The organism is bacterium (assembly GCA_018830565.1).
Classification (GTDB): Bacteria; UBA9089; JAHJRX01; order JAHJRX01; family JAHJRX01; genus JAHJRX01.
Map to the genome: position 1 here is coordinate 1 of JAHJRX010000071.1, position 19,943 is coordinate 19,943.

At 36.2% G+C, this 19,943-nt stretch carries 24 protein-coding genes and 1 pseudogene; 22 read left to right on the plus strand and 3 right to left on the minus strand.

All coding sequences use genetic code 11. From position 1 onward, the window contains the following. The 13 genes from KJ849_06825 to KJ849_06885 form a co-directional block, all read left to right on the plus strand. Nucleotides 1-418, plus strand: a 418-nt coding sequence (locus KJ849_06825; GenBank protein MBU2600271.1) for a pyridoxamine 5'-phosphate oxidase family protein, incomplete at its 5' end; no start/stop codon positions are given. A gap of 296 nt (nt 419-714) precedes the next feature. Next, nucleotides 715-1,227 carry a Zeta toxin family protein gene (locus tag KJ849_06830; GenBank protein ID MBU2600272.1) on the plus strand — a complete coding sequence of 171 codons (513 nt, stop codon included), beginning with the start codon at nt 715-717 and terminating at the stop codon, nt 1,225-1,227. Nucleotides 1,228-1,232: 5 nt separating this feature from the next. Continuing rightward, nucleotides 1,233-1,388 (plus strand): hypothetical protein, encoded by a 156-nt coding sequence (locus KJ849_06835; protein ID MBU2600273.1) that lies wholly within the window; start codon nt 1,233-1,235, stop codon nt 1,386-1,388. A 272-nt stretch (nt 1,389-1,660) separates the two neighbouring features. Continuing rightward, nucleotides 1,661-2,152 carry a type II toxin-antitoxin system VapC family toxin gene (locus KJ849_06840; GenBank protein MBU2600274.1) on the plus strand — a complete coding sequence of 164 codons (492 nt, stop codon included), beginning with the start codon at nt 1,661-1,663 and terminating at the stop codon, nt 2,150-2,152. Continuing rightward, nucleotides 2,142-2,336, plus strand: coding sequence for a hypothetical protein (locus tag KJ849_06845; protein MBU2600275.1), 195 nt, complete (start codon nt 2,142-2,144; stop codon nt 2,334-2,336). The genes KJ849_06840 and KJ849_06845 overlap by 11 nt, the downstream gene beginning before the upstream one ends. 156 nt (nt 2,337-2,492) lie before the next feature. After that, nucleotides 2,493-3,455 carry a hypothetical protein gene (locus tag KJ849_06850; protein ID MBU2600276.1) on the plus strand — a complete coding sequence of 321 codons (963 nt, stop codon included), beginning with the start codon at nt 2,493-2,495 and terminating at the stop codon, nt 3,453-3,455. A gap of 525 nt (nt 3,456-3,980) precedes the next feature. Further along, a complete protein-coding gene (locus KJ849_06855; GenBank protein MBU2600277.1) occupies nt 3,981-4,772 on the plus strand; it encodes a hypothetical protein in 792 nt (263 codons plus the stop codon). Nucleotide 4,773: 1 nt separating this feature from the next. Next, nucleotides 4,774-5,976 carry an ATP-binding protein gene (locus KJ849_06860; GenBank protein ID MBU2600278.1) on the plus strand — a complete coding sequence of 401 codons (1,203 nt, stop codon included), beginning with the start codon at nt 4,774-4,776 and terminating at the stop codon, nt 5,974-5,976. Beyond that, the gene (locus KJ849_06865; protein MBU2600279.1) at nt 5,977-7,215 is read left to right on the plus strand and encodes an ATP-binding protein; all 1,239 of its coding nucleotides are present in this window, start codon (nt 5,977-5,979) and stop codon (nt 7,213-7,215) included. A gap of 227 nt (nt 7,216-7,442) precedes the next feature. After that, the gene (locus KJ849_06870; protein ID MBU2600280.1) at nt 7,443-8,870 is read left to right on the plus strand and encodes a site-specific DNA-methyltransferase; all 1,428 of its coding nucleotides are present in this window, start codon (nt 7,443-7,445) and stop codon (nt 8,868-8,870) included. A 3-nt stretch (nt 8,871-8,873) separates the two neighbouring features. Then, nucleotides 8,874-9,368 carry a hypothetical protein gene (locus KJ849_06875; protein ID MBU2600281.1) on the plus strand — a complete coding sequence of 165 codons (495 nt, stop codon included), beginning with the start codon at nt 8,874-8,876 and terminating at the stop codon, nt 9,366-9,368. A gap of 195 nt (nt 9,369-9,563) precedes the next feature. Then, nucleotides 9,564-9,812: a DUF4160 domain-containing protein gene (locus KJ849_06880; GenBank protein ID MBU2600282.1), complete on the plus strand. Its 249-nt coding sequence runs from the start codon at nt 9,564-9,566 to the stop codon at nt 9,810-9,812. 5 nt (nt 9,813-9,817) lie between these two features. Further along, complete coding sequence (locus tag KJ849_06885) at nt 9,818-10,066, plus strand: DUF2442 domain-containing protein (GenBank protein ID MBU2600283.1); 249 nt, start codon at nt 9,818-9,820, stop codon at nt 10,064-10,066. Nucleotides 10,067-10,181: 115 nt separating this feature from the next. On the opposite strand, the gene KJ849_06890 is transcribed toward KJ849_06885, so the two are convergent. Further along, nucleotides 10,182-11,291 (minus strand): putative sulfate/molybdate transporter, encoded by a 1,110-nt coding sequence (locus tag KJ849_06890; protein ID MBU2600284.1) that lies wholly within the window; start codon nt 11,289-11,291, stop codon nt 10,182-10,184. Between the two features lie 276 nt (nt 11,292-11,567). Here KJ849_06890 and KJ849_06895 point away from each other — a divergent pair. Next, nucleotides 11,568-11,690: pseudogene (locus tag KJ849_06895) on the plus strand (transposase). 75 nt (nt 11,691-11,765) lie between these two features. Here KJ849_06895 and tatC read toward each other — a convergent pair. Further along, entirely contained in the window at nt 11,766-12,494 is a 729-nt protein-coding gene (tatC, locus tag KJ849_06900; GenBank protein MBU2600285.1) for a twin-arginine translocase subunit TatC, read from the minus strand. Then, on the minus strand, nt 12,491-12,661 hold the full coding sequence (locus KJ849_06905) for a twin-arginine translocase TatA/TatE family subunit (GenBank protein MBU2600286.1): 171 nt from the start codon (nt 12,659-12,661) through the stop codon (nt 12,491-12,493). Before KJ849_06905 ends, tatC begins: the two co-directional genes overlap by 4 nt. A gap of 301 nt (nt 12,662-12,962) precedes the next feature. Here KJ849_06905 and moaA point away from each other — a divergent pair, with 301 nt between their 5' ends. The 8 genes from moaA to KJ849_06945 all read left to right on the plus strand — a co-directional run bounded on the left by moaA (nt 12,963) and on the right by KJ849_06945 (nt 19,867). Beyond that, nucleotides 12,963-13,940 (plus strand): GTP 3',8-cyclase MoaA, encoded by a 978-nt coding sequence (gene moaA / locus KJ849_06910; GenBank protein ID MBU2600287.1) that lies wholly within the window; start codon nt 12,963-12,965, stop codon nt 13,938-13,940. Nucleotides 13,941-14,043: 103 nt separating this feature from the next. Beyond that, nucleotides 14,044-15,252: a homocysteine biosynthesis protein gene (locus KJ849_06915; protein MBU2600288.1), complete on the plus strand. Its 1,209-nt coding sequence runs from the start codon at nt 14,044-14,046 to the stop codon at nt 15,250-15,252. After that, complete coding sequence (locus KJ849_06920; protein ID MBU2600289.1) at nt 15,249-15,656, plus strand: 4Fe-4S binding protein; 408 nt, start codon at nt 15,249-15,251, stop codon at nt 15,654-15,656. Before KJ849_06915 ends, KJ849_06920 begins: the two co-directional genes overlap by 4 nt. Nucleotides 15,657-15,771: 115 nt before the next feature. Beyond that, nucleotides 15,772-16,218, plus strand: coding sequence for an MOSC domain-containing protein (locus tag KJ849_06925; protein ID MBU2600290.1), 447 nt, complete (start codon nt 15,772-15,774; stop codon nt 16,216-16,218). 14 nt (nt 16,219-16,232) lie between these two features. Continuing rightward, the gene (gene aroB / locus KJ849_06930) at nt 16,233-17,321 is read left to right on the plus strand and encodes a 3-dehydroquinate synthase (protein ID MBU2600291.1); all 1,089 of its coding nucleotides are present in this window, start codon (nt 16,233-16,235) and stop codon (nt 17,319-17,321) included. Next, nucleotides 17,321-17,752, plus strand: coding sequence for a type II 3-dehydroquinate dehydratase (gene aroQ, locus KJ849_06935; protein MBU2600292.1), 432 nt, complete (start codon nt 17,321-17,323; stop codon nt 17,750-17,752). Before aroB ends, aroQ begins: the two co-directional genes overlap by 1 nt. Nucleotides 17,753-17,787: 35 nt before the next feature. Next, nucleotides 17,788-18,870, plus strand: a complete 1,083-nt coding sequence (locus KJ849_06940; GenBank protein ID MBU2600293.1) for a Xaa-Pro peptidase family protein — start codon at nt 17,788-17,790, stop codon at nt 18,868-18,870. A gap of 64 nt (nt 18,871-18,934) precedes the next feature. Next, entirely contained in the window at nt 18,935-19,867 is a 933-nt protein-coding gene (locus KJ849_06945; protein MBU2600294.1) for an MFS transporter, read from the plus strand. The last annotated feature ends 76 nt before the right edge of the window (nt 19,868-19,943 follow it).

Here is a 19,943-nt window from a genome sequence, read left to right on the forward strand (position 1 = left end):
GAAAGAGCTATTTGAATTTATCAACAAAAACATGTCTTGCACTTTGGCAACATGCGTTGATAACAAACCACATGTTCGGTGGATGTGGATGTATAGAGCCGACGAGAACGGGATTATATTTCACACTGGGGTTGTGAGAGAGGTTTATAAGCAACTTCAGGCAAATCCTAATATTGAACTATGTTTTTACAATGGTGATCCGCAAAATATGGTTCAAGTCCGCGTCAGCGGAATTGCTATGCAAGAAAACGATATGAAACTGAAAGAAGAAATCATTTCCAACAGGCCTTTTCTTAAAGCCGTTATTGCTCAACATGGGCATGAAATCATTGCAGTATTTCGGGTCCAAAAAATGGTGGCTACTGTTTGGTCCATGGCAAAAAATCTTGCTCCGAAGGAAGTCATTAATATAACATAATTTCTAACAAGTCGTTGCAGCGGACGGCGAGTACGCCGCTGAACTCTATCGTTAGACATACAAGAGAGCGGAAGATGGCAACTCAGAGGGAAGATATCACTCGGACAGAAGATAGCAATCAAGCGTAAGTTAGCAACCAAGCCTAACACGGCGATACGCCTAACAGCGGGGACTGGGTATCGCGATTAATGTTTTTGACTTATCAATATTTTATTTTACACATAACGGTTTGTGGTTATTCTCCCCGCTGATAGGTGAGCTTTACCGTTCAGTGAAGATATAAAGGACTACACATTTTGGAAAAGAAGTGCTATATATTAGCTGGTCCCAATGGAGCAGGAAAAACGACCTTTGCAAATGAGTTCCTTCCGATTGAAGCAGAATGCCTTAATTTCATAAATGCGGATTTAATCGCGCAAGGTCTTTCACCATTTCAACCCGACAAAATGGCAATTGAATCAGGAAGACTAATGGTTGAACATATTGATGATTGTGTTAGGAAAAATGAATCATTTGCATTTGAGACAACGCTCAGCGGAAAGGGATACATCAAGAAAATAAATGAATGGAAAAAAGAAAAATATGAAATCATCATTTATTTTCTGAAGCTCCCATCGGTTGAATTCGCAATCGAACGTGTAAAATTGAGAGTTGCCCATGGTGGACACAATGTTCCAGAGCAAGATGTTCGAAGGCGTTTTGAAAGAAGTTGGTATAATTTCACCATGTTTTACAAATTCTTAGCTGATTCATGGATTGTTTTTGATACGTCAGGCAATATACCAGTTATTCTTGATGAATCGGAGTGAATACTATGAAAAAACATAATAAGTATGCTATCATTGGATTAAAAGCCTTACAAAGAGCTGCAGAAAAGGTAGCTGAAAATGCAAGAAAAAATAAGCATAAAATCCCTGTATGGCGCAACGATCGTATCGAGTATGAAATTCCAGGAATTACCACCGAATAATCGTGTCAATTGGATATCGAGAAAGATGGTGCATTTGGCGTTAATCTTAGGCATCGTTGCCGCTTACACGCAGCGTTAGGCTCACAAGAGAGAGCGGAAGAACATACTCGGGCGTGAGAAAACGGTCAGTCGCGAGATAGCAACCGGGAGCAAGATAACAACCAAAGCCTAACAAGAAAAATCAACCTGACAAGGAGCAGGTTATTTTTATGGTTAGATGTTTGAAATAAACGATAATTTTATGTTCAACCGTTACGGAGTAAGTTGAATACATGGGAAAGTTTAGTATATACATAGAAACTTCGATTATTAGCTACTTAGCGGCTAAGCCAAGCCGAGACTTGCTTACGGCCGCATGTCAGCAAATTACAGCTGAATGGTGGGAGAACAAGCGAAATGAATATGATCTTTTCACCTCTGAGCTGGTAGTTGCTGAAGCCAGAGCAGGAGATCCAGATGTAGCAGCAAAACGACTTAAGTTACTCCAAGGAGTTTCTGAACTGAAAATTACTGATGATGTTCGTCAGATAGCTGACACATTGATAGGACAAGGTGCTCTTCCTGATAAAGCCCAAGCTGATGCACTTCATATCGCAACAGCTGCTGTTCATGGCATAGATTACTTACTAACATGGAATTGCCGTCACATTGATAATCCTGCGACGAAACCTTTAGTACGCAAGGTGTGTAGTGCAGAAGGTTACTTATGCCCGGAAATTTGCACCCCAATTGAAATTATGGAGGTAAGTGAAAATGCAAAATGAAATTCTATTAGAAGTCTGGCAAAACAGAGATGAATTCGCCAAACGATATAATTACGACCTTAAGGCAATGGTTGCGACATTGCAAGAGATGGAAAGTCATCCATTGAATGCTATAGTTGACAGAAGAAAAGAAATATCTAACCAAAAAAATGAACCAGGCAGAGCTGGTTATTTTTGTCGTTAGACAAAGAAAAAGAACCGAGAGGTCAAGCAACAGCAACCGAGAGATCAGGCGGATAACCACTCAACAAGTTGCTAACAAGGCAATCCAGCCGACCTCGTATCTTGTCGGCTGATTTTGTCATTCGGCATACTTGTTATCTGCACTTCGTGTGCTCAATTGTCTGATGTGCAGATAAAACTCGGAAGCGATACAACCGTTGTTTTCGCCACCGTTGATGAAGGCAAACAGATTCTCACTGCGCAAGATGACTTTGTTCGTTGCATGAGTCCTTTCGACCGTGCTGCTAGGATGAAGACGGACAGTGATGTCTCCGAAAAGGACTACCTGGAGTTTGTCGGTAAGAACGTTCTCGTGTGGAATGATGCTGAGAAGCAAAAAATTACTTCCTCCTTTCAAGGCATTCAGACAGAACTTAAGGCTTTGTCTTTGCCTTTTCCGAAGAAGGTGCTCCTCATCAAGACGACAGGAAATGAAGAAGGTGAGGCTGCATACACCCGAGCCAACGCCATTGTCTTCCCCAAAGACGATCTGAAAGCACCCACCGCGAAGATCCAGAAGACTATCTGCCATGAACTCTTTCACATCATATCCCGGGCGAATCCAGACTTGCGTGAGAAACTTTACACAACCATCGGTTTCGTAAAATGTAGCGAGGTTGCATTTCCATTGGAGTTGAAGTCGCGGAAAATTACAAATCCTGACGCACCGAGGAACGATCATTGCATCCGTCTTCAGGTCGGTGGCGCAAAGCGTTGGGCCGTTCCCATTCTCTTTTCGAGCGATGAGAAATACAACATGGGGCGAGGGGGCGAGTTCTTCGACTACCTCCAGTTTCAGTTCCTGTTGGTTGAACGAAACGACGATTCGTCCACTGTTAAACCGATCTATGATAGTCAAAATTCGAAGCTTGTAGGTATGCAGCAGGTATCCGGCTTCTTTGAGCAAGTTGGCGAGAACACAGAATACATTATCCATCCCGAGGAGATACTCGCTGACAACTTCACACTCCTTGTGTTGCAAAATCGTAACCTGCCCTCACCAGCAATAATCAAGAAGTTGGAAGGAACACTGAAAGACAAGAGGAACGCCGAACCAAACGCTCCAGTTAATGCGAAATAGCCCAGCGTAAAAAGCACGCTGGGCTATTTCGCATTAACTGAGCTAAAATAGAGGAAAACAGAGGAAAACAGAAGGACACATCCCAAGTTTTCTAATGAATTCCTCCAAGCATTTTACTATTTTTTCTTGATTTGAGTGGTTTTCATAAGGTATAATATTCATCAGATAAGAGAGAGTAAGATTCAGACCTTAAATGTTGAATTCACAATATTTCGGTAAACGAAAAGAAAAGAAAAAGACAGAGAACCAAAGCCTAACAAGAAATTAAAGGCATAAAAAATAATGAGAATCGTCACTTGAAACCTTGGTTATTGGCAACATAGTTTGTAGCATGTTTTATAAAATTTTTCTTGACTTGAGTGGCTTTTATATGGTATGATTTCCACAGATAAAGGAAATTATAGAGAAAAAATGCGATTGGAGGGCTAAAAGTAATGCATAAAACTATTCAAAAGATACTTCGGTGGATATCTTACACCTCCCCCAAAAATCAAATTTCCTATCATCTGTACAGAAAGAGAAAAAATGTTTAATAATTTAGAAGAAAATAAAATAACAGAAATAAACAGCTCGATAAAAAAAATTTCTAAAATCTGGAGTAGCATAAACAAATCTATTCCTTCGTGGGATTTTAATACTTTAAAAACATCGATGGAAGATTTTGATAAAAAGTTGATAACAGCAAATAAAGAGTGGGAAATCTTTAAAAATACTATTATTGAGAATATAGACAATAACTCAAAAAAAGTTGGTGACAAAGAATATATCACGGACTTAGATATAAGTTTAAGAGAACAAAAATTACCACTCATAGGAGAGTTTCCGGAATATTTAATTCCACCTTTTAAATTAGCAATAAATAAGGAATCCTTTGAAATCAAATTATTTTTTGGAAGAAAATTTGAAAAAACAACAATAATGAAACCCAAAGAAATCGCGATATGGGTACAAAATAAATATAAAAAAATTACTAACAAAAAATTTGACCCCTCAATCTTTATGAAAGAACTTATTGAAGCTTATAAATGGGGTAACAAAAATATTTATAGAGAAAAAGAGGTTTTATGGGGTAAAGCAGTAAAGCTTTTAGAGATATATAGTATTTTAACTATAAAAAGAAGTACAAAATTAGATTATCCAAAACAGTTGTATATGTATGAATTGGCACAATTAAAAGAAAATTCAGAAATGGTTTATGAAGATTACAGGTTTGAGCTCGGATTTGCCAAGAATCCAACAGATGCAATCGTTATTGTTGATAGTAAAGGGGTTGAATCAAGGGTAAGTAGTCTTACTATCTACAAAGAAGGAAAATAAAATGGAAATTACAACAAAAGATCTTTCTTTATTAAAAGAAGGAAAACCTCCTGAGAGTAAAGAGCTATTATTAGAAATGACTCTTGGTAAAGAAAAATGGTTAGATATTTTTACTAAATATTACTTACAAAATTATATCAATAATGGTGGCAGTAAGGTTAAAATACTCATTGGGAAGGAAGGCACAGGTAAAACCCATCTATTAAAGTTTTTAGAATATACCGCCAAAGAACTTGGATATAATGCTATTTATTTTTCAGCTAAAGATATAAGTGGAAAAATAAGCGATATTTCAAATTTTTATAAAATTATTGCAGATTGTATAGATCAAGAGCAACTAATTAAGGGATTAAGCTTAAAGGTAGCCAAACAAATGGGATTCTCCATAGAAAGATATGATGGAAAGTCAAAATTATTACCTTTATTAATAGAAGAAGGTCGGGGCCAAAATGATGCTGGTAGAGAAATAAGAAAAGCTATATATAACACCTTTAAAAAAGCCGATTTGAGTCCCTCTTTTTTTACATTTGCATTATTAGTTGCAGGAGATAGGCTTATAGGTTTAGATGATACTGATGAAAGTACAAAAATAGCATTTAAGTGGTTAAAAGGAGAAAAACTCGAAAGATTTGAAAAACGAGATACCCATCTTTTTGAAACTTTACAAAAATCAAATGCAAGATATTGGTTAAATGCTTTAATAAAAATACTTAATTTTGCCGGAATCAAAGGTTTGGTAATATTGTTGGATGATTTAGAGGTTTTAGCTGAAAAAAAATTAGATGGAAGATTTAAATATACCACAAACGCTGTAAAAGATGCCTATGAATTGTTAAGACAACTTATTGATGATATGGAGCTTTTAAGTAACTTTCTACTAATTCTTGCCGGTGATAAGGTTTTAATTGATGATGATGAAAGAGGACTTAAAAGTTATGAAGCCCTATGGATGCGTTTGCAAACAGGACTTGTTCCATTAGACAGATTCAATCCTTTTGCAGATATGGTCAATATAGATTTACACTTAAAATCCCTTGGAGAAGATTTTCATGAACAAGTTATGAAGAGATTAATAAAATTGTTTGAAGTAAGTGGATTAAAAAGAGATGGGACTATTCAGACGCCCGATTTATCAAAGAATAGTTTATTGAGAGCGGCAGTAATAGAAACTGCATTGAGAGCAAAAAAACTGGAGGAAGAATAAATGAAAATAATTCCAGAAGAAAGTTTAAATGCAATCTTTGCCATAGAATCCTTGAGAGCTGGAATTCCTACCCGTAAATCTACCAGAGAACTTCCAGATTTGAGAAAAGACATTATTAGTACAATTAAAGAAGATCTTGGAAAATTCCAAAATGGAGAAATACCATTAGGAAGATTAGTTTGGGGTCAGTATGGACAAGGCAAGACACACTTGCTAACAATGGTTGAACATATAGCACTCGACATGAATTTTGCGGTAAGTCGTGTTTCTTTAAGCAGAGAAGTATCTTGCCATAATTTATTTAAATTTTACACAAGAGTTGCTCCACGAATTATAACTCCGGATTCTACTGCATACGGTATCCATAGAATATTAAGTAAAAAAGAGGTAAAATATTTACCCGATACACCGATACAAAACTTTGATAGATACATCCATCCTTTACCAGCATTAATTTTTGAAACATCCCTTTCTACTGAAGGTGAAGAGCAACATAGATTTTATAGTGATCTTATGGGTGAAAGAGCACCAAAAGGAGAATTTAACAGAATTTATAGAGAATTAAAAAAAACAGCTCCTCCTAAGTTTGACACCTTTAAGCAAACCGACCATGCAACTGCATATTTTGGCTTGCTTGCAGATGTAACAAAATTTTGTGGCTATAATGGGTGGGTTATTTTAATAGATGAAGTAGAGTTAATGGGTAGATTAGGGAAGGTTGCCAGATTAAAAGCTTATCAGAATTTAAACTGGCTTTTAAATTGGTCAAAGGAACAAAAATACCCAATCTATACACTTGCGGCTGCAGCTAATAGATTACAGGATGATATTTGGTTTGGAAAAAACGATAATGATAGAGATATTATGCCAGAATTAGCTCAAGAAAGGTTTGGTGAAAAAGAAAAAGAGGAAATTAAATCATTTTTTTCAAAAGCTATTAGTGAACAATGCTTAAATGTATTACCTGTAACCGATGAGGAACTTGCACAATTATTAGATAAAGTAGCCTTGCTTCATAACAAGGCATATAGTTGGCAATCAGAGATTCCTTTTAATTCTTTGGAATTGATACAACGACAAGGTAGCCAACCTGTTAGAACTTATATCCGTGCAGCAATAGAAACCCTTGATATGCAATATCTATATAAAGATGATATACAACTAAATACCACAAAGTTGATTGAACAAGAATTAACTGAAGACCATGATTTCTTTGTTGAAAATGATAAACAAGATTAATGGAAGGGAAAAAATAGATTAAGGTTGGATTAGGGTCAAACCTTGAATGTAGAAAGCAGAATTTGCTCAACAGAAGAGAAAAAGAGAATAAAAGAAAAAAGACAGCGAAGTAAAGCAATTGCCTAACAAAAAAAATGAACCAGACAAGGAGCTGGTTATTTTTATGGTTAGACAAAGAAATAATAATATAAAGTGATGAAAAGTGCTACAATAAAACGAGGTTAAAAATGCAAACTTTAGTACAGTCAATTTATTATCCGATTTCATTAGATGAAATAAAATCAAAAGTCGCAAGAAAAAATGGCAGACGTAATGGCTTATCTGATAGTAAGCTTCAACAAACGGTTTTATTTAGTAATCATCAATTAGATAATATTAAAGAAATAGTAAATGAATTCGGAGAAAAAATTATTCGAGTTGATGGAGAAATTCCGCCAGATTTACCAGTTAAAGACGGAGATAGATTTTTATTTATCAGCTATGACCAAAGTATTCTTACCCACGGCTTACACAAATATCCTGCTAAATTTTTCCCCGAGCTTCCACGATGGCTTATAAAACGCTATTCTAAAGAAGGCAACTTAATTCTTGACCCATTTGCAGGCAGTGGCACAACAAATATAGAAGCACTTCTAACAAGAAGACCCTCTATTGGTATTGATATTGACCCATTTTCTCGCTATCTTTCAAAAGTAAAGATTACACCTTTAGATGAAGACGAATTGCAGTTAGCTCAAAAATATCTTTTGAGATTCATATTGAACTATAAACCTTCAAAAATTTCTGAAGAAGACATACCTGTTTTCCCTTACAGAGACAATTGGTTTAATAAAGAAATTATTCTTGAACTGGCATATCTAAAAAAAATCATAAACGCTCTTGATATATCTAAAAATATAAAAGATTTCTTCAGAATTTGTTTTTCGTCTATAATACGTAGTGTGTCAAATGCTGATGATAATTGTACAAGAACTGTAATACGGAAAAAATTAAATAAAAAAGTTTACCCTGCTGATGCCCTGAAAAAATTTACTGAAGTTATACTGATTAGTGTCCCAAAAATGATAGAGTTTTCTCAAAACTGTCCGTTGGGTATAAGTGTTAGTTTTCCTGATACAATAGATGCGAGGAATATTAACTATCAAGACTATTTTGACTTAGCAGTAACCTCCCCACCATATGCTAACGCGGTGGATTATCCAAGAACACACCAACTTGAAAGCTACTGGTTAGGATTAACCAGCGGCTCATTAACTCCTTTAAAGAAAAAATATGTAGGAACAGAGAGTGTTTCATCAAGCGAATATAAGAAATTACATGAAATCGGGGTTGAGGAAGCAGATATAACTCTTTCAAAAATTTTCAATAAGGATCCAAGGCGGTCATATATAGCTTTTAAATATTTGGACGATATGAGATTAAATTTATTAGAGGTTTATAAATCCTTAAAGAAGGAGGGAAGATATATAGTCGTTGTTGGAAATAATAAAATCCGAGGTGAATTATTTGAAAACTGGAAATACATAATGGAGTTAGCTAAGAATATCGGTTTTAAGGTTGAAAATTATTTTGCCTCAGAAATTATAAAACATTTTATAAAAGTTCCAAGAGGGGAAAGAATTAATACTGACTGGATTATAGTTTTAAGGAAGTAAAATATGCCAAATACAGAAGACAAAGGAAGACAAGCATCAATAGAAGGTTTTGCTAATGAGCATATCGTTGTTGGTCTTTTAATGAAAAAATATCAAAATGTTTCTCTTGTGGATTTACCTCTATCACCTTACGACATAATAATTGTCAGAAAACTTGAAACAGGCGGTGAAGACATTATTAGAGCACAAGTTAGAACAGCAAGAACAAATGTAAGTTTTACTGGAGGCACAAGAGGTGGAGTTGACAGAGAATATAAATCTGATGTTAAAACCTATACCCAATCTCCAGAAATTTCTGATGTCATCATTGGTTTAAAACCATTGGAGAATGGGGCATTTGATATGTATTTCATTCCGACTATCCTTATTGCCATCTGGGGAACAAAAAGCAAGGGACTTGGAATTATTGAGCCATTGAAAAATAATTACTCTATTCTTGAAAACTGTAAGAACAAAGATTTGATACTTAATAAATGCAAAGAATATGGAATTATTTGATTGCTATATTTCTTGTCCTTCAATATTCAGCAATTCTCGGTGAGACAGAGTTGGGGTCAGACCTTAAATTGAATATGGAATTCACAATAGTTCGATAAACCAAAAGAAAAGACAGCAAAGCAAAGTCTAACAAAAAAATGAACCAGGCAGAGCTGGTTATTTTTGTCGTTAGGGCGATAAACAAAGAAGGATAAAATGCCAGAAATAACAAGATTCTACGGAATTATAATCAAATTATTCTTTGGAGATCATCCACCACCACATTTTCATGCCATATATGGAGAATATATCGCTTTGTTCAATATTGAAACATTAGAAATGATAGAAGGTGATTTGCCAACTCGAGCAAAGAAATTGGTTAAGGAATGGGTAATAATGTATAAAGATGAGTTAAAAAACATCTGGGAAACACAGGAGTTTAGAAAATTGCCACCTTTGGAGTGATAACCATGAATATTCCAAGAATTCAAGATGTACAAATTTCTGACGCATATACACTTATCATTAAATTTACTAATGATAAAAAAAAGAGCTATGATGTCACCCCTTTATTAAACCGTGAGATGTTTGCTCCTTTGAAAAGCTTCGCTTACTTCAAGAATGTACATGTGGAACCAGGTGGTTATGCAGTTGCTTGGGATGCAAATATAGACATCAGTGAATATGAACTTTGGAAAAATGGGAAAGAAATGCCCTAACAAGTCGTTGCAGCGGACGGTGCGTAACGCCCAGCAAGCACAGTTACTATGCCTATAAGAAAGCTTACCACAAACAACAGGATTGACCAAATCCACCACACCGTTAAACACACCATTAAAACCATCTCCTGACGAGATAAAAGCAGAGGAGTCCTGCGCCAAACCCAATAGCCATATTCTTAGTCAGCACTGAGATGAATATCGTTATGCTCATAGGGAGAAGATCTTTCTTTGTCACATCCTTGGCAAACTTTAAGAGGGATATTCCAACCATAATGAGCATCGCTCCAATAATAGACCGAGGAAAGACATAGAAGATAGCGACAATGGATGAGGATAAAAACAGCCCTAAACTTATCTCAATTAAGCCCTCTATAATATTTGTCCCGCCTGTCCTTGCCCCAAAGTAGTATTGCCCGGCAAGACCTCCGGCACCATGACACATTGGCATACCTCCAAAGAATGGGGTAATAAGGTTCATCACCGCTTGATTGACAAGGAGCTTCTTCTCTGAAACGGGTCTGGCTGGAAAATACTCTCGAATAAGTGCGGCACAGGCAATGACGGCATTGGTCAGGGTCAAGGGAATCTGGGCAATCCCAGCTAAAATAAAGGTTTTACCCATCTCCTTTAGTTCTGGGATAAATATGGGTGGAAGGGAAACCACCAGGCTAACCTTTCCAGCTAACTCCCCTCTCAGGGCTGGAATTGCTACCCCAAGCACCATCAGAACAATAGCCGCTGGTGCAAATCTATTCTCTCTAAGAAGAATAATAATAAGAATAGAAAGTGCTCCCAAACCCCATCCATCTAAGGTTACACCTTTTATCATAGAAAGCCCAAAAATCCCAAGCATTATACCCAGTGAGACCTGAATCCCACGGACAACACATCTTGGAATAAGCCTCAAAACCTTCTCCATCAGCCCACTGAAGGAGAGAATGAGCCAGAAAAGCCCCAGACTAAACCCACAGGAATAGACCATAGACGGTGTCCAATGGTTAGCTATGGCATAGACGGCTACTGCCTTTTTTGGCTCAAGGGGCATCGGCAGTTTATAGATTAAACCAGTGACGATATTTGTCAACCCCATCATCACCAAAAATCCTGCTGGATTTAACCCACAGACAACAATATAGCCAATAGCCAGCGGAAACAAGGTGCCAAAATCACCCATAGACCCTGCCAATTCCCTCAGGCTAAACTCAAAACTTCTTATCTTCATCATCTTGTCTTTACTCCTTCAGGAATAAGGATATAGCTCTTGGCTTGCTCTTTTCTCTTGCATCCGGCACAGAGTTTCTTTATCTCAGGGATGTCCACATTTTTCTTTAGCAGGTCTGGTTCATTATAACTACATTGACAGTTTAAGGTTGTAACTTGTTCATTTTAAAGGGAATTTATTAATGGTAGGGGGAAGTTCCGTTTCAAGCACGGTAGAAACCTTTAGAATTGTTGCATAGGCTTCCAGGATAAACTACGGTCCATCATCAATAGTTAAGGGATTAACAATAAAATCAAGCGGCTTAAACGTATGGCTTACGGATACAAAGATATTGAGTCCTTTAGGCTGAAAATTCACCAGCCTTGCGGGTTACTAAATCATAGAAGATATCCACAATAACGAAAAACCAGAGTTTTTTGCAAACCAGTTTTCATTGGGCATAACAACTGACTAACTTCCAAGTCCTATTCACCATTAATCTTTTCTATTCCCACGAGGTGGTGATACCAATCTTGAGATGATAATACTCAACTCATAGAGCAGAAGAAGAGGTATAGCCAGAAATAATTGATTGACTATATCTACCGTTGGCGTAAGAATTGCAGCTACAATAAAAATGATTAAGATGGCGTATCTGCGATTCCTTGAAAGGAATCGAGGTTTTATAAGACCAATTCTTGTGAGAAATAATACCCCCAAGGGTAATTCAAAGGTTATCCCAAAAGAGATAAGAAGCGTCATCACAAAGGAGAGATAGGTCATGATGGAGATCATCGGCTCAAGAGACTCACCACCATAGCTAAGGAGAATCTTCACCCCTAAGGGAAGGACAAAAAAATAACAGAAACCTACCCCGACCAAGAAGAGAAGAATAGAGAAGGGAAAATAAATAAGGATGTATCTCTTCTCCTTAGCAGTCAGTCCACAGGAAATAAATCCCCAAACCTGATAGAGGACCACCGGTAGGGCAAGAAAAAATCCACCAAAGAGGCCAAGTTTTAATTTAGCCATTAAGGCCTCGGTTGGAGCAAGAAAGACAAGTTTACCAACCGGACGGACCAGGATAGATAAGAGCTTATCCGAAAATAAATAGCCTGGAATGGCCGAAAGGCCAATGGCAAAAAGACATACTATCAGTCTCCATCTTAACTCATTAAGATGTTCAATCAGGGTAAGCTTCTTAGTGTCCTCTTCTCTTCTCAATCTTTTGAATCCGGCTTTACCTCTTCTTCTATGTCCTTGATGCCTCGTTTGAACTCCCTTATCCCTTTACCCAGGGAAGAACCGATCCCCGAGAGTTTGTTTGCCCCAAAAATAACCAGGGCAATAGCCAGAATAATCAGAAGTTCTGGCATACCAAGATTAAACATAGTTCACCTCCTATCTTGAAAACGTTGTCAAGCATTTTCTTCTTAAAATCTTTAATTTACAATTTAAACCCAAAATTATTAAATCATAAAGTATATTAATCTGTCAAATAAAAAGTTTTAATGTGTCATCCGCAAATGAAAATGTCCCAATATCCGTAAATAAATCCTTTACATTTGCCACAAGATATAGTATTAGTAAAGTGTTTTTTTGGAAAATAATGGAGAAATTTTAGTCTAAAAATACCTTATCCGAAAGATGGTGAGAAATTAAGAGGCTTCTTAGGTAAAATAGAGTGAATTTATGCTTAGAGATAATTATCATCGTCAAATAAACTACTTACGGCTTTCTATCACGGATATGTGTAATCTACATTGTATCTATTGCCAATCATGGAAAGAAGTAGATAAGAAAAGGCAAAGGGATATCTTGAGCTACGAAGAAATTATCCGGCTTACTTTACTTCTGGTTCGGTTAGGTGTTAGTCGGGTACGGCTTACTGGTGGGGAGCCTTTAGTTAGACAGAATATCATCTATCTTATCAAGGAACTGATAAAAATAAAGGGGCTTGAAGAGATATCTTTGACTACTAATGCTGCCAAATTGGCAAAGTTGGCGGTAGGATTAAAAGAAGCAGGGATAAGAAGGATTAATGTGAGTCTGGATTCTTTAGATAAGGAACGTTATGCCAGAATTACTGGCGGTGGAAATTTAAGTGATGTGCTTGCTGGAATAGAAGAGGCATTAAGGGTTGGGCTTGGTCCTCTGAAGATAAATATGGTGGTTATGAAAGGAATTAATGATGACGAGGTGGAGAAGTTTGCTAACCTGACTTTGGATAAGCCAATTCAGGTTAGGTTTATAGAACTTATACCTATTGGACAACAAAAGGATTTTTGGGTAAGACGATTTTTATCTACCAATCTTATTAGGAAGAGATTGGCAGATAACTTTAATCTTATTCTCAGTGATGGGTTGCCGGGCAATGGTCCAGCAAAATACTATCAAATAACTGGAGCCGTAGGAAAGATTGGGTTTATCTCACCAATAAGTGACCATTTCTGTGAGAGGTGTAATCGTATTAGACTTACTCCAGATGGCCATTTGCGGCTTTGTTTGGGACAAAATATAGAGGTTAACTTGAAACAAGTTTTGCGTCAAGGGGCATCAGATGAGGAATTAGAAAGGATTATTGTTCAGGCAATGAGTGATAAACCAGCTGCTCATCAGTTTCAACTAAAAAGCCCAACTGGTCGTCAAATGTCAGCTATTGGAGGATAGGATGTATAGAAGATGACTAAAACAATTGCTCAGATTAATGAGCAGATGTATAGAAGATGACTAAGACGACAATTGCTCAGATTAATGATAGGATGTATAGAAGATGACTAAAACAATTGCTCAGATTAATGAGCAGATTAAAAAAGGTCAGGCCGTGGTGGTAACCGCCGAAGAGATTATTGATTTAGTGGATGAGAAAGGCCTTAGCCAGGCAGCCAAAGAGGTGGATGTAGTTACTACTGGTACTTTTGGTCCAATGTGTTCCTCTGGAGTCTATTTTAACTTTGGCCATTCTAAACCTAAAATTAAAGCCCAAAAAGTCTGGCTAAATGATGTTCCTGCTTATGCCGGATTAGCAGCGGTAGATGCTTATCTTGGTGCCGCCGAGCTTTTAGAAAATGACCCAACCAATACTATCTACCCAGGAGCATTTAAGTACGGAGGGGGACATGTGATTGAAGAATTAGTGGCGGGGAAGGATATTCGATTGAAGGCTACCTCTTATGGAACAGACTGTTATCCAAGAAAAGAACTTGAAACTTGGATTAATATTAAGGACTTAAATGAGGTGGTACTCTTTAATCCGAGAAATGCTTATCAGAATTATAATGTAGCGGTGAACCTTTCTGAGAAGATTATCTATACTTATTTGGGAGTCTTGTTACCCAAGTTAGGTAATGCTATTTACTGCAGTGCTGGGCAACTTTCTCCTTTATTAAATGATCCCTTATACCTTACCATTGGCATTGGTAGTCGCATCTTCTTGGGTGGCGGTATAGGATATGTAGTCTGGCAAGGAACTCAACATAATCCAAAGGTCTTCCGGGGAGAGAATGATGTCCCGAGGTGCCCGGCTGGAACTTTAGCGGTGCTTGGCGATCTAAAGCAGATGAAATCACAGTGGCTTAGAGGAGTAAGTATGACTGGTTATGGCGTTACTTTAGCGGTAGGAATTGGGGTGCCTATTCCCATTCTCAATGAAGAGATTTGTAGATATGTAGCCGTTAAAGATGAGGAAATCTATACCCAGGTGATAGATTACAGCGAAGCTTATCCCCAGGGAAAGATTGGAAGCTTAGCCGAAGTAAACTATGATCAACTTAAGAGTGGCAAAATAATGGTTCAAGATAAGGAAGTTCCCACTGGATCGCTCTCCAGCTACGCTAAGGCCAGAGAAATAGCTAATACTCTCAAGGAATGGATTAAAAAAGGTGAATTTCTTTTAAGTGAGCCGGTCCAAATGCTCCCCTCCGTTAATTCTGAGATTACCTCTAAGTCTCTAAAAGAAAGGCCAGAAGAGGTGAAAAGATGATTAAGAAACGAATGGTACTCACATTTCCCAAAGAGACTATAGAGCAGCCCATTACTTACCACCTGATTAAGGACTATGATTTGATGGTTAATATTCTAAGTGCTAAGATTAATCCTAATGAAAAAGGGAGAATGGTCTTAGAGATCAGTGGAAAAAAAGGATCATTAGACAAAGGAATAGACTATTTGAAGAATTTAAGAATAAGTATTCAGCCATTAGCCAAGGATGTCCGGTGGAATGAAGAAAGATGTATTCATTGTAGTGCTTGTATTCCTCTTTGTCCATCTCGTGCCTTAAGTATCGATCGAGATAAGATGAAAATTTCATTTAATTCTGAACGTTGCATAGTTTGTGGTTTCTGCCTTAAGGCATGTCCTTATCAAGCTATTGAGATCTTGTTTTAGAGAAGAAGAGTAATCTTTGTTTATTGGTGGAGATTATGGGGCTTTAGAAGAATGAGGAGTTGGAAGATGAGGAGTTGAAAGAAGTAGAAATAAAAGAAGGAGAGAATAATATCAATTGAGGCAAGAAGGAAAGGTTGTTTCCATCAATATTAGTCAAGACAAAGGTGAAAAAAAGATTCCGCTAAGTGGACCAGGTAAGTTAATAGCTAATTATGGACTTGAAGGTGATGCTCATAGCGGTAATTGGCATCGGCAGGTAAGTTTATTAGCGATGGAGTCGATTGAAAAGATGCGCCAGGATGGGCTTAATGTCTCTGGTGGTGATTTTGCTGAAAATATTACCACCAGTGGAATAAATCTTGCTGCCTTAAAGATTGGCCAACAGATAAAGATCGGAGAAGAAATAGTTCTTAAAGTAACTCAGATTGGTAAAGTCTGTCATCATAAATGTGCCATTTACTACCAGGCAGGAGATTGCATTATGCCTAAAGAGGGTATATTTGCTGAAGTAGTTTTAGGTGGAGAGATCAAGATTAAAGATAAGATCCAGGTAATAATGTGAATATAAGGAAAAAAGTGAAGGCAGTAAGAGTAGAGCTTGGAGATAGAAGTTATAATATCTATATTAAAGCAGGTATCTTAAGAGAAGCTGGAAAGTATATCAGAGATCTAAATTTAAACAAAAAGGTTTTCATTGTTACTAACCCTAAGGTAGGTGGGCTTTATTTAAAAGAACTAATAAAATATTTAAAAGAATATGATCTAGTTCCTATGATAGCAGAAGTTCCAGATGGTGAAGAATACAAATCTCTTCAGGATGCAAGTCATCTTTACGATCAGATGATAAGTTTTAAATTAGATAGAAGTACTCCTGTCATTGCTTTGGGGGGAGGAGTAATAGGGGATTTAGCCGGGTTTGTAGCAGCTACTTTTATGAGAGGTTTGCCTTTAGTGCAAGTTCCTACTACTTTATTAGCCCAAGTTGATAGTAGTGTCGGGGGTAAGGTAGCAGTTAATCATTCCCAAGCAAAAAATATGATCGGTTCTTTTTACCAACCTAAGGTAGTAATCATTGATGTGAACTTATTACAAACTTTAGAAGAAAGAGAGTTGAGATCAGGGTTAAGTGAAGTAATCAAGTATGGGGTCATTAAAGATAAAGAGTTATTTGAGGTTTTAAAAAAGAATATCTCTAAGATAAAAGAATTAGACCAAGATTGCTTAGAAGAGGTCATTGCTAAATCTTGTCAGATAAAGGCAGAGATTATTTCTCAAGACGAAAGAGAAAAAGATCTTAGGGCTATCTTAAATTATGGCCATACCGTAGGGCATGCTATCGAAGCAGTAACTAAATATGGAAAATATCGCCACGGTGAAGCTATTGCCATAGGAATGATGGTGGAATCTAATTTGTCTGTAGAGTTGGGCTTATTTAGCAAAGAAGGAGTTAAGGAACAAGAATGGTTATTTCAAGAAGCTGGTTTAAAAGTAAATTTTAAAGGTATTGACCTCTCTTTAATTATGGAGGCCATGAGGTTAGATAAAAAAAAATTAGGTGAAAAACTAAGATTTATCTTACCTCTAGAAATTGGAAAAGTCTTGATAAAAGAATATAACGATGAGAAGATTATTAAAAAAGTAATTAGGAGGCAAGAAGAAAATTGATTAATATCTTAGTCATTAATGGTCCTAATTTAAATACTCTGGGCAAGAGAGAGCCCTCTATTTATGGAAATCTTACCTTAGACGAGATCAATCAACAGATGGTTAAATACGGAGAAACACTTGATGAAAAAAAGATTAAGTTTGAGTTTTTCCAGACAAATCACGAAGGGGAGATAGTTGATAAGATTAATAATACTCAAGGTGATGCTATTATTATTAATGCCGCAGCTTTTACCCATACCAGTATTGCCATAAGAGATGCTATTTTAGCCTCTAAAATACCAACCGTAGAAGTTCACATCTCCAATATTCATCAGAGAGAAGAATTTAGAAGGCATTCTATGATTAGTGAAGTTTGCGTGGGCCAGATTAGTGGATTTGGAAGTAATAGTTATCTCTTAGCTGTTCAAGCAGTAGTAAGTATTGTTTAAATTAAGATTAATTAAAAAGGTCATAAGATAATTTAATGCTTAAAAAAACCACTGGTCGGTTAGAAATAATAAAGAGTAAACTTCTTCTAGAAAAAGTAGATGCATTTTTAATAACCAATCTTGTTAATGTAAAATATCTCTCTGGTTTTGCTGGATCTAATGGTTATCTATTTCTTTGCCCAGAAGATCAATATTTTATCACTGATTCTCGTTATTTATGGCAAGCTGAAAAAGAGATCAAAGATTATAAGATATTAGAGCAGAAAAATTCCTTATCAGAGGTGATTAAAAATTTAGTAGAGACAAAAAAAATAAAATATTTAGGAATAGAAGGAGATGTATCTTATAAAATTTATAATTCCTTGCAAGATAAGCTTAGCGAAGTAAAGTTAGTTATCATAGAAAAAGTTATTGAGGAAGCTCGATTAAGAAAGGATGAAGAAGAAGTAAAGAATATCAAGAGAGCTTGCCAAGAAATACAATTAACTTTAATCAAAGTTTTAAAATTAGCGAAAGAAGGAGTAAGAGAGGTAGAAATAGCTGCTGAAATCGAATATTTTTTAAAGAAGAAGGGAATGAATTCGGCTTTTGAGACTATTGTAGCTTCTGGAGTCTCTTCTTCCTACCCTCATGCTAAAGCTTCTCTAAGCAAGATCAAGAAAGATGATCTATTATTAATTGATGCTGGAGCAGTTTTTAATGGATACCATTCGGATATTACTCGAACTATTATTTTAGGAAGAATAAGTAAAGAAAAGAAGAAGATTTATGAAGTAGTGAAGGGTGCTCAAGAATATGCTTTAAGTCTGGTAAAAGTAGGACTAAGATGTAGCGACTTAGATAGAGAAGTCAGAAAATATATTGATGATAAAGGCTATGGTCAGTACTTTATTCATAATTTAGGCCATGGAGTAGGCTTAGAAGTCCATGAAGATCCAGTCTTGTCTCAGAAAACAAAGAACGGCGTAGTTATAGATGAAGGAATGGTGTTTACTATTGAGCCAGGAATATATATTCCTGGACTCGGAGGAGTAAGAATAGAGAATGTAATTTTAGCTAAAAAAGAAGGATGCGAAGTCTTAACCAACGGGTTACCCTTAGAGATAATTTTAGAGTAGTTGTAATGAGTCAGTTACCACAAGGGACAGCCGCAAGGGCTGTCCCTACTATTTTTGGTCTAATATGAGCAAGCAGAATAAGATAAGAAAGAGTCTTAAGTTTTCTCTTTTAGATGGAGTATTTGCTTCTTGCATGGTAGGTTTAACTACGGATTATATTACCCCTTTTGCTCTTGTTTTAAAAGCAACTAATAAACAAATTGGCCTTCTCAATGCCCTGCCTAATCTTATTTCTTCTTGCATCCAATTAAGATCAGCAGATTTAGTAGAAAAATTAAAGAGTCGAAAGAAGATTATTAATATCTTTGTACTTTTACAAGTATTGATGATGATACCTATCTTTCTTCTTCCTTATTTATTTAAACAACCATTAGTATCTTTTTTTATCATCCTCATTACTTTATTTGTTAGTTTTGGAGCTTTTGCTGGTCCCCCTTGGTCATCTTTAATGGCTGACTATATTCCACCTAAGAGTAGAGGTAAATACTTTGGTTGGCGAAATAAGGTTTTAACCATTGTCACTATTTTAAGTAGTTTTTTAGCTGGATTTATCTTGCATGTCCTTAAATGCTCTCTTTTAACAAGATTTATGATCATTTTTGGTTTAGCTTTTATCTGTAGATTTATTTCTTGGTATTTTTTAACTTTGATGTATGAACCACCTTTTAAAATAGAGAAAGAAGCTTATTTTAGTTTCTTTGATTTTATTAAAGGGATTAAAAAGTCTAATTTTGCCAAATTTGTTATCTTTGTTTCCCTTCTTAGTTTTTGTATAAATTTAGCGGCTCCATTTTTTTCAGTATTTATGCTTCGGGATTTATTAAGTCTCTTTTTTATCTCTACTATTTTAAGAGGTTTGGTGGTAACCTTATTTTTAGGAAAAATAAAAGAAGTAAGAAGGACAGAAAAGATTAAAAGCCAGGATTTATTTTATAGTATTATAGGAATAAAGCCTATTATTCAGGAATTACGACAATTTTCAAGAGAGAGGGACTAAATGCAAGCTATAAATAGGAAAGATAAAAGAAGTAAGAAGGACAGAAAAGATTAAAAGCCAGGATTTATTTTATAGT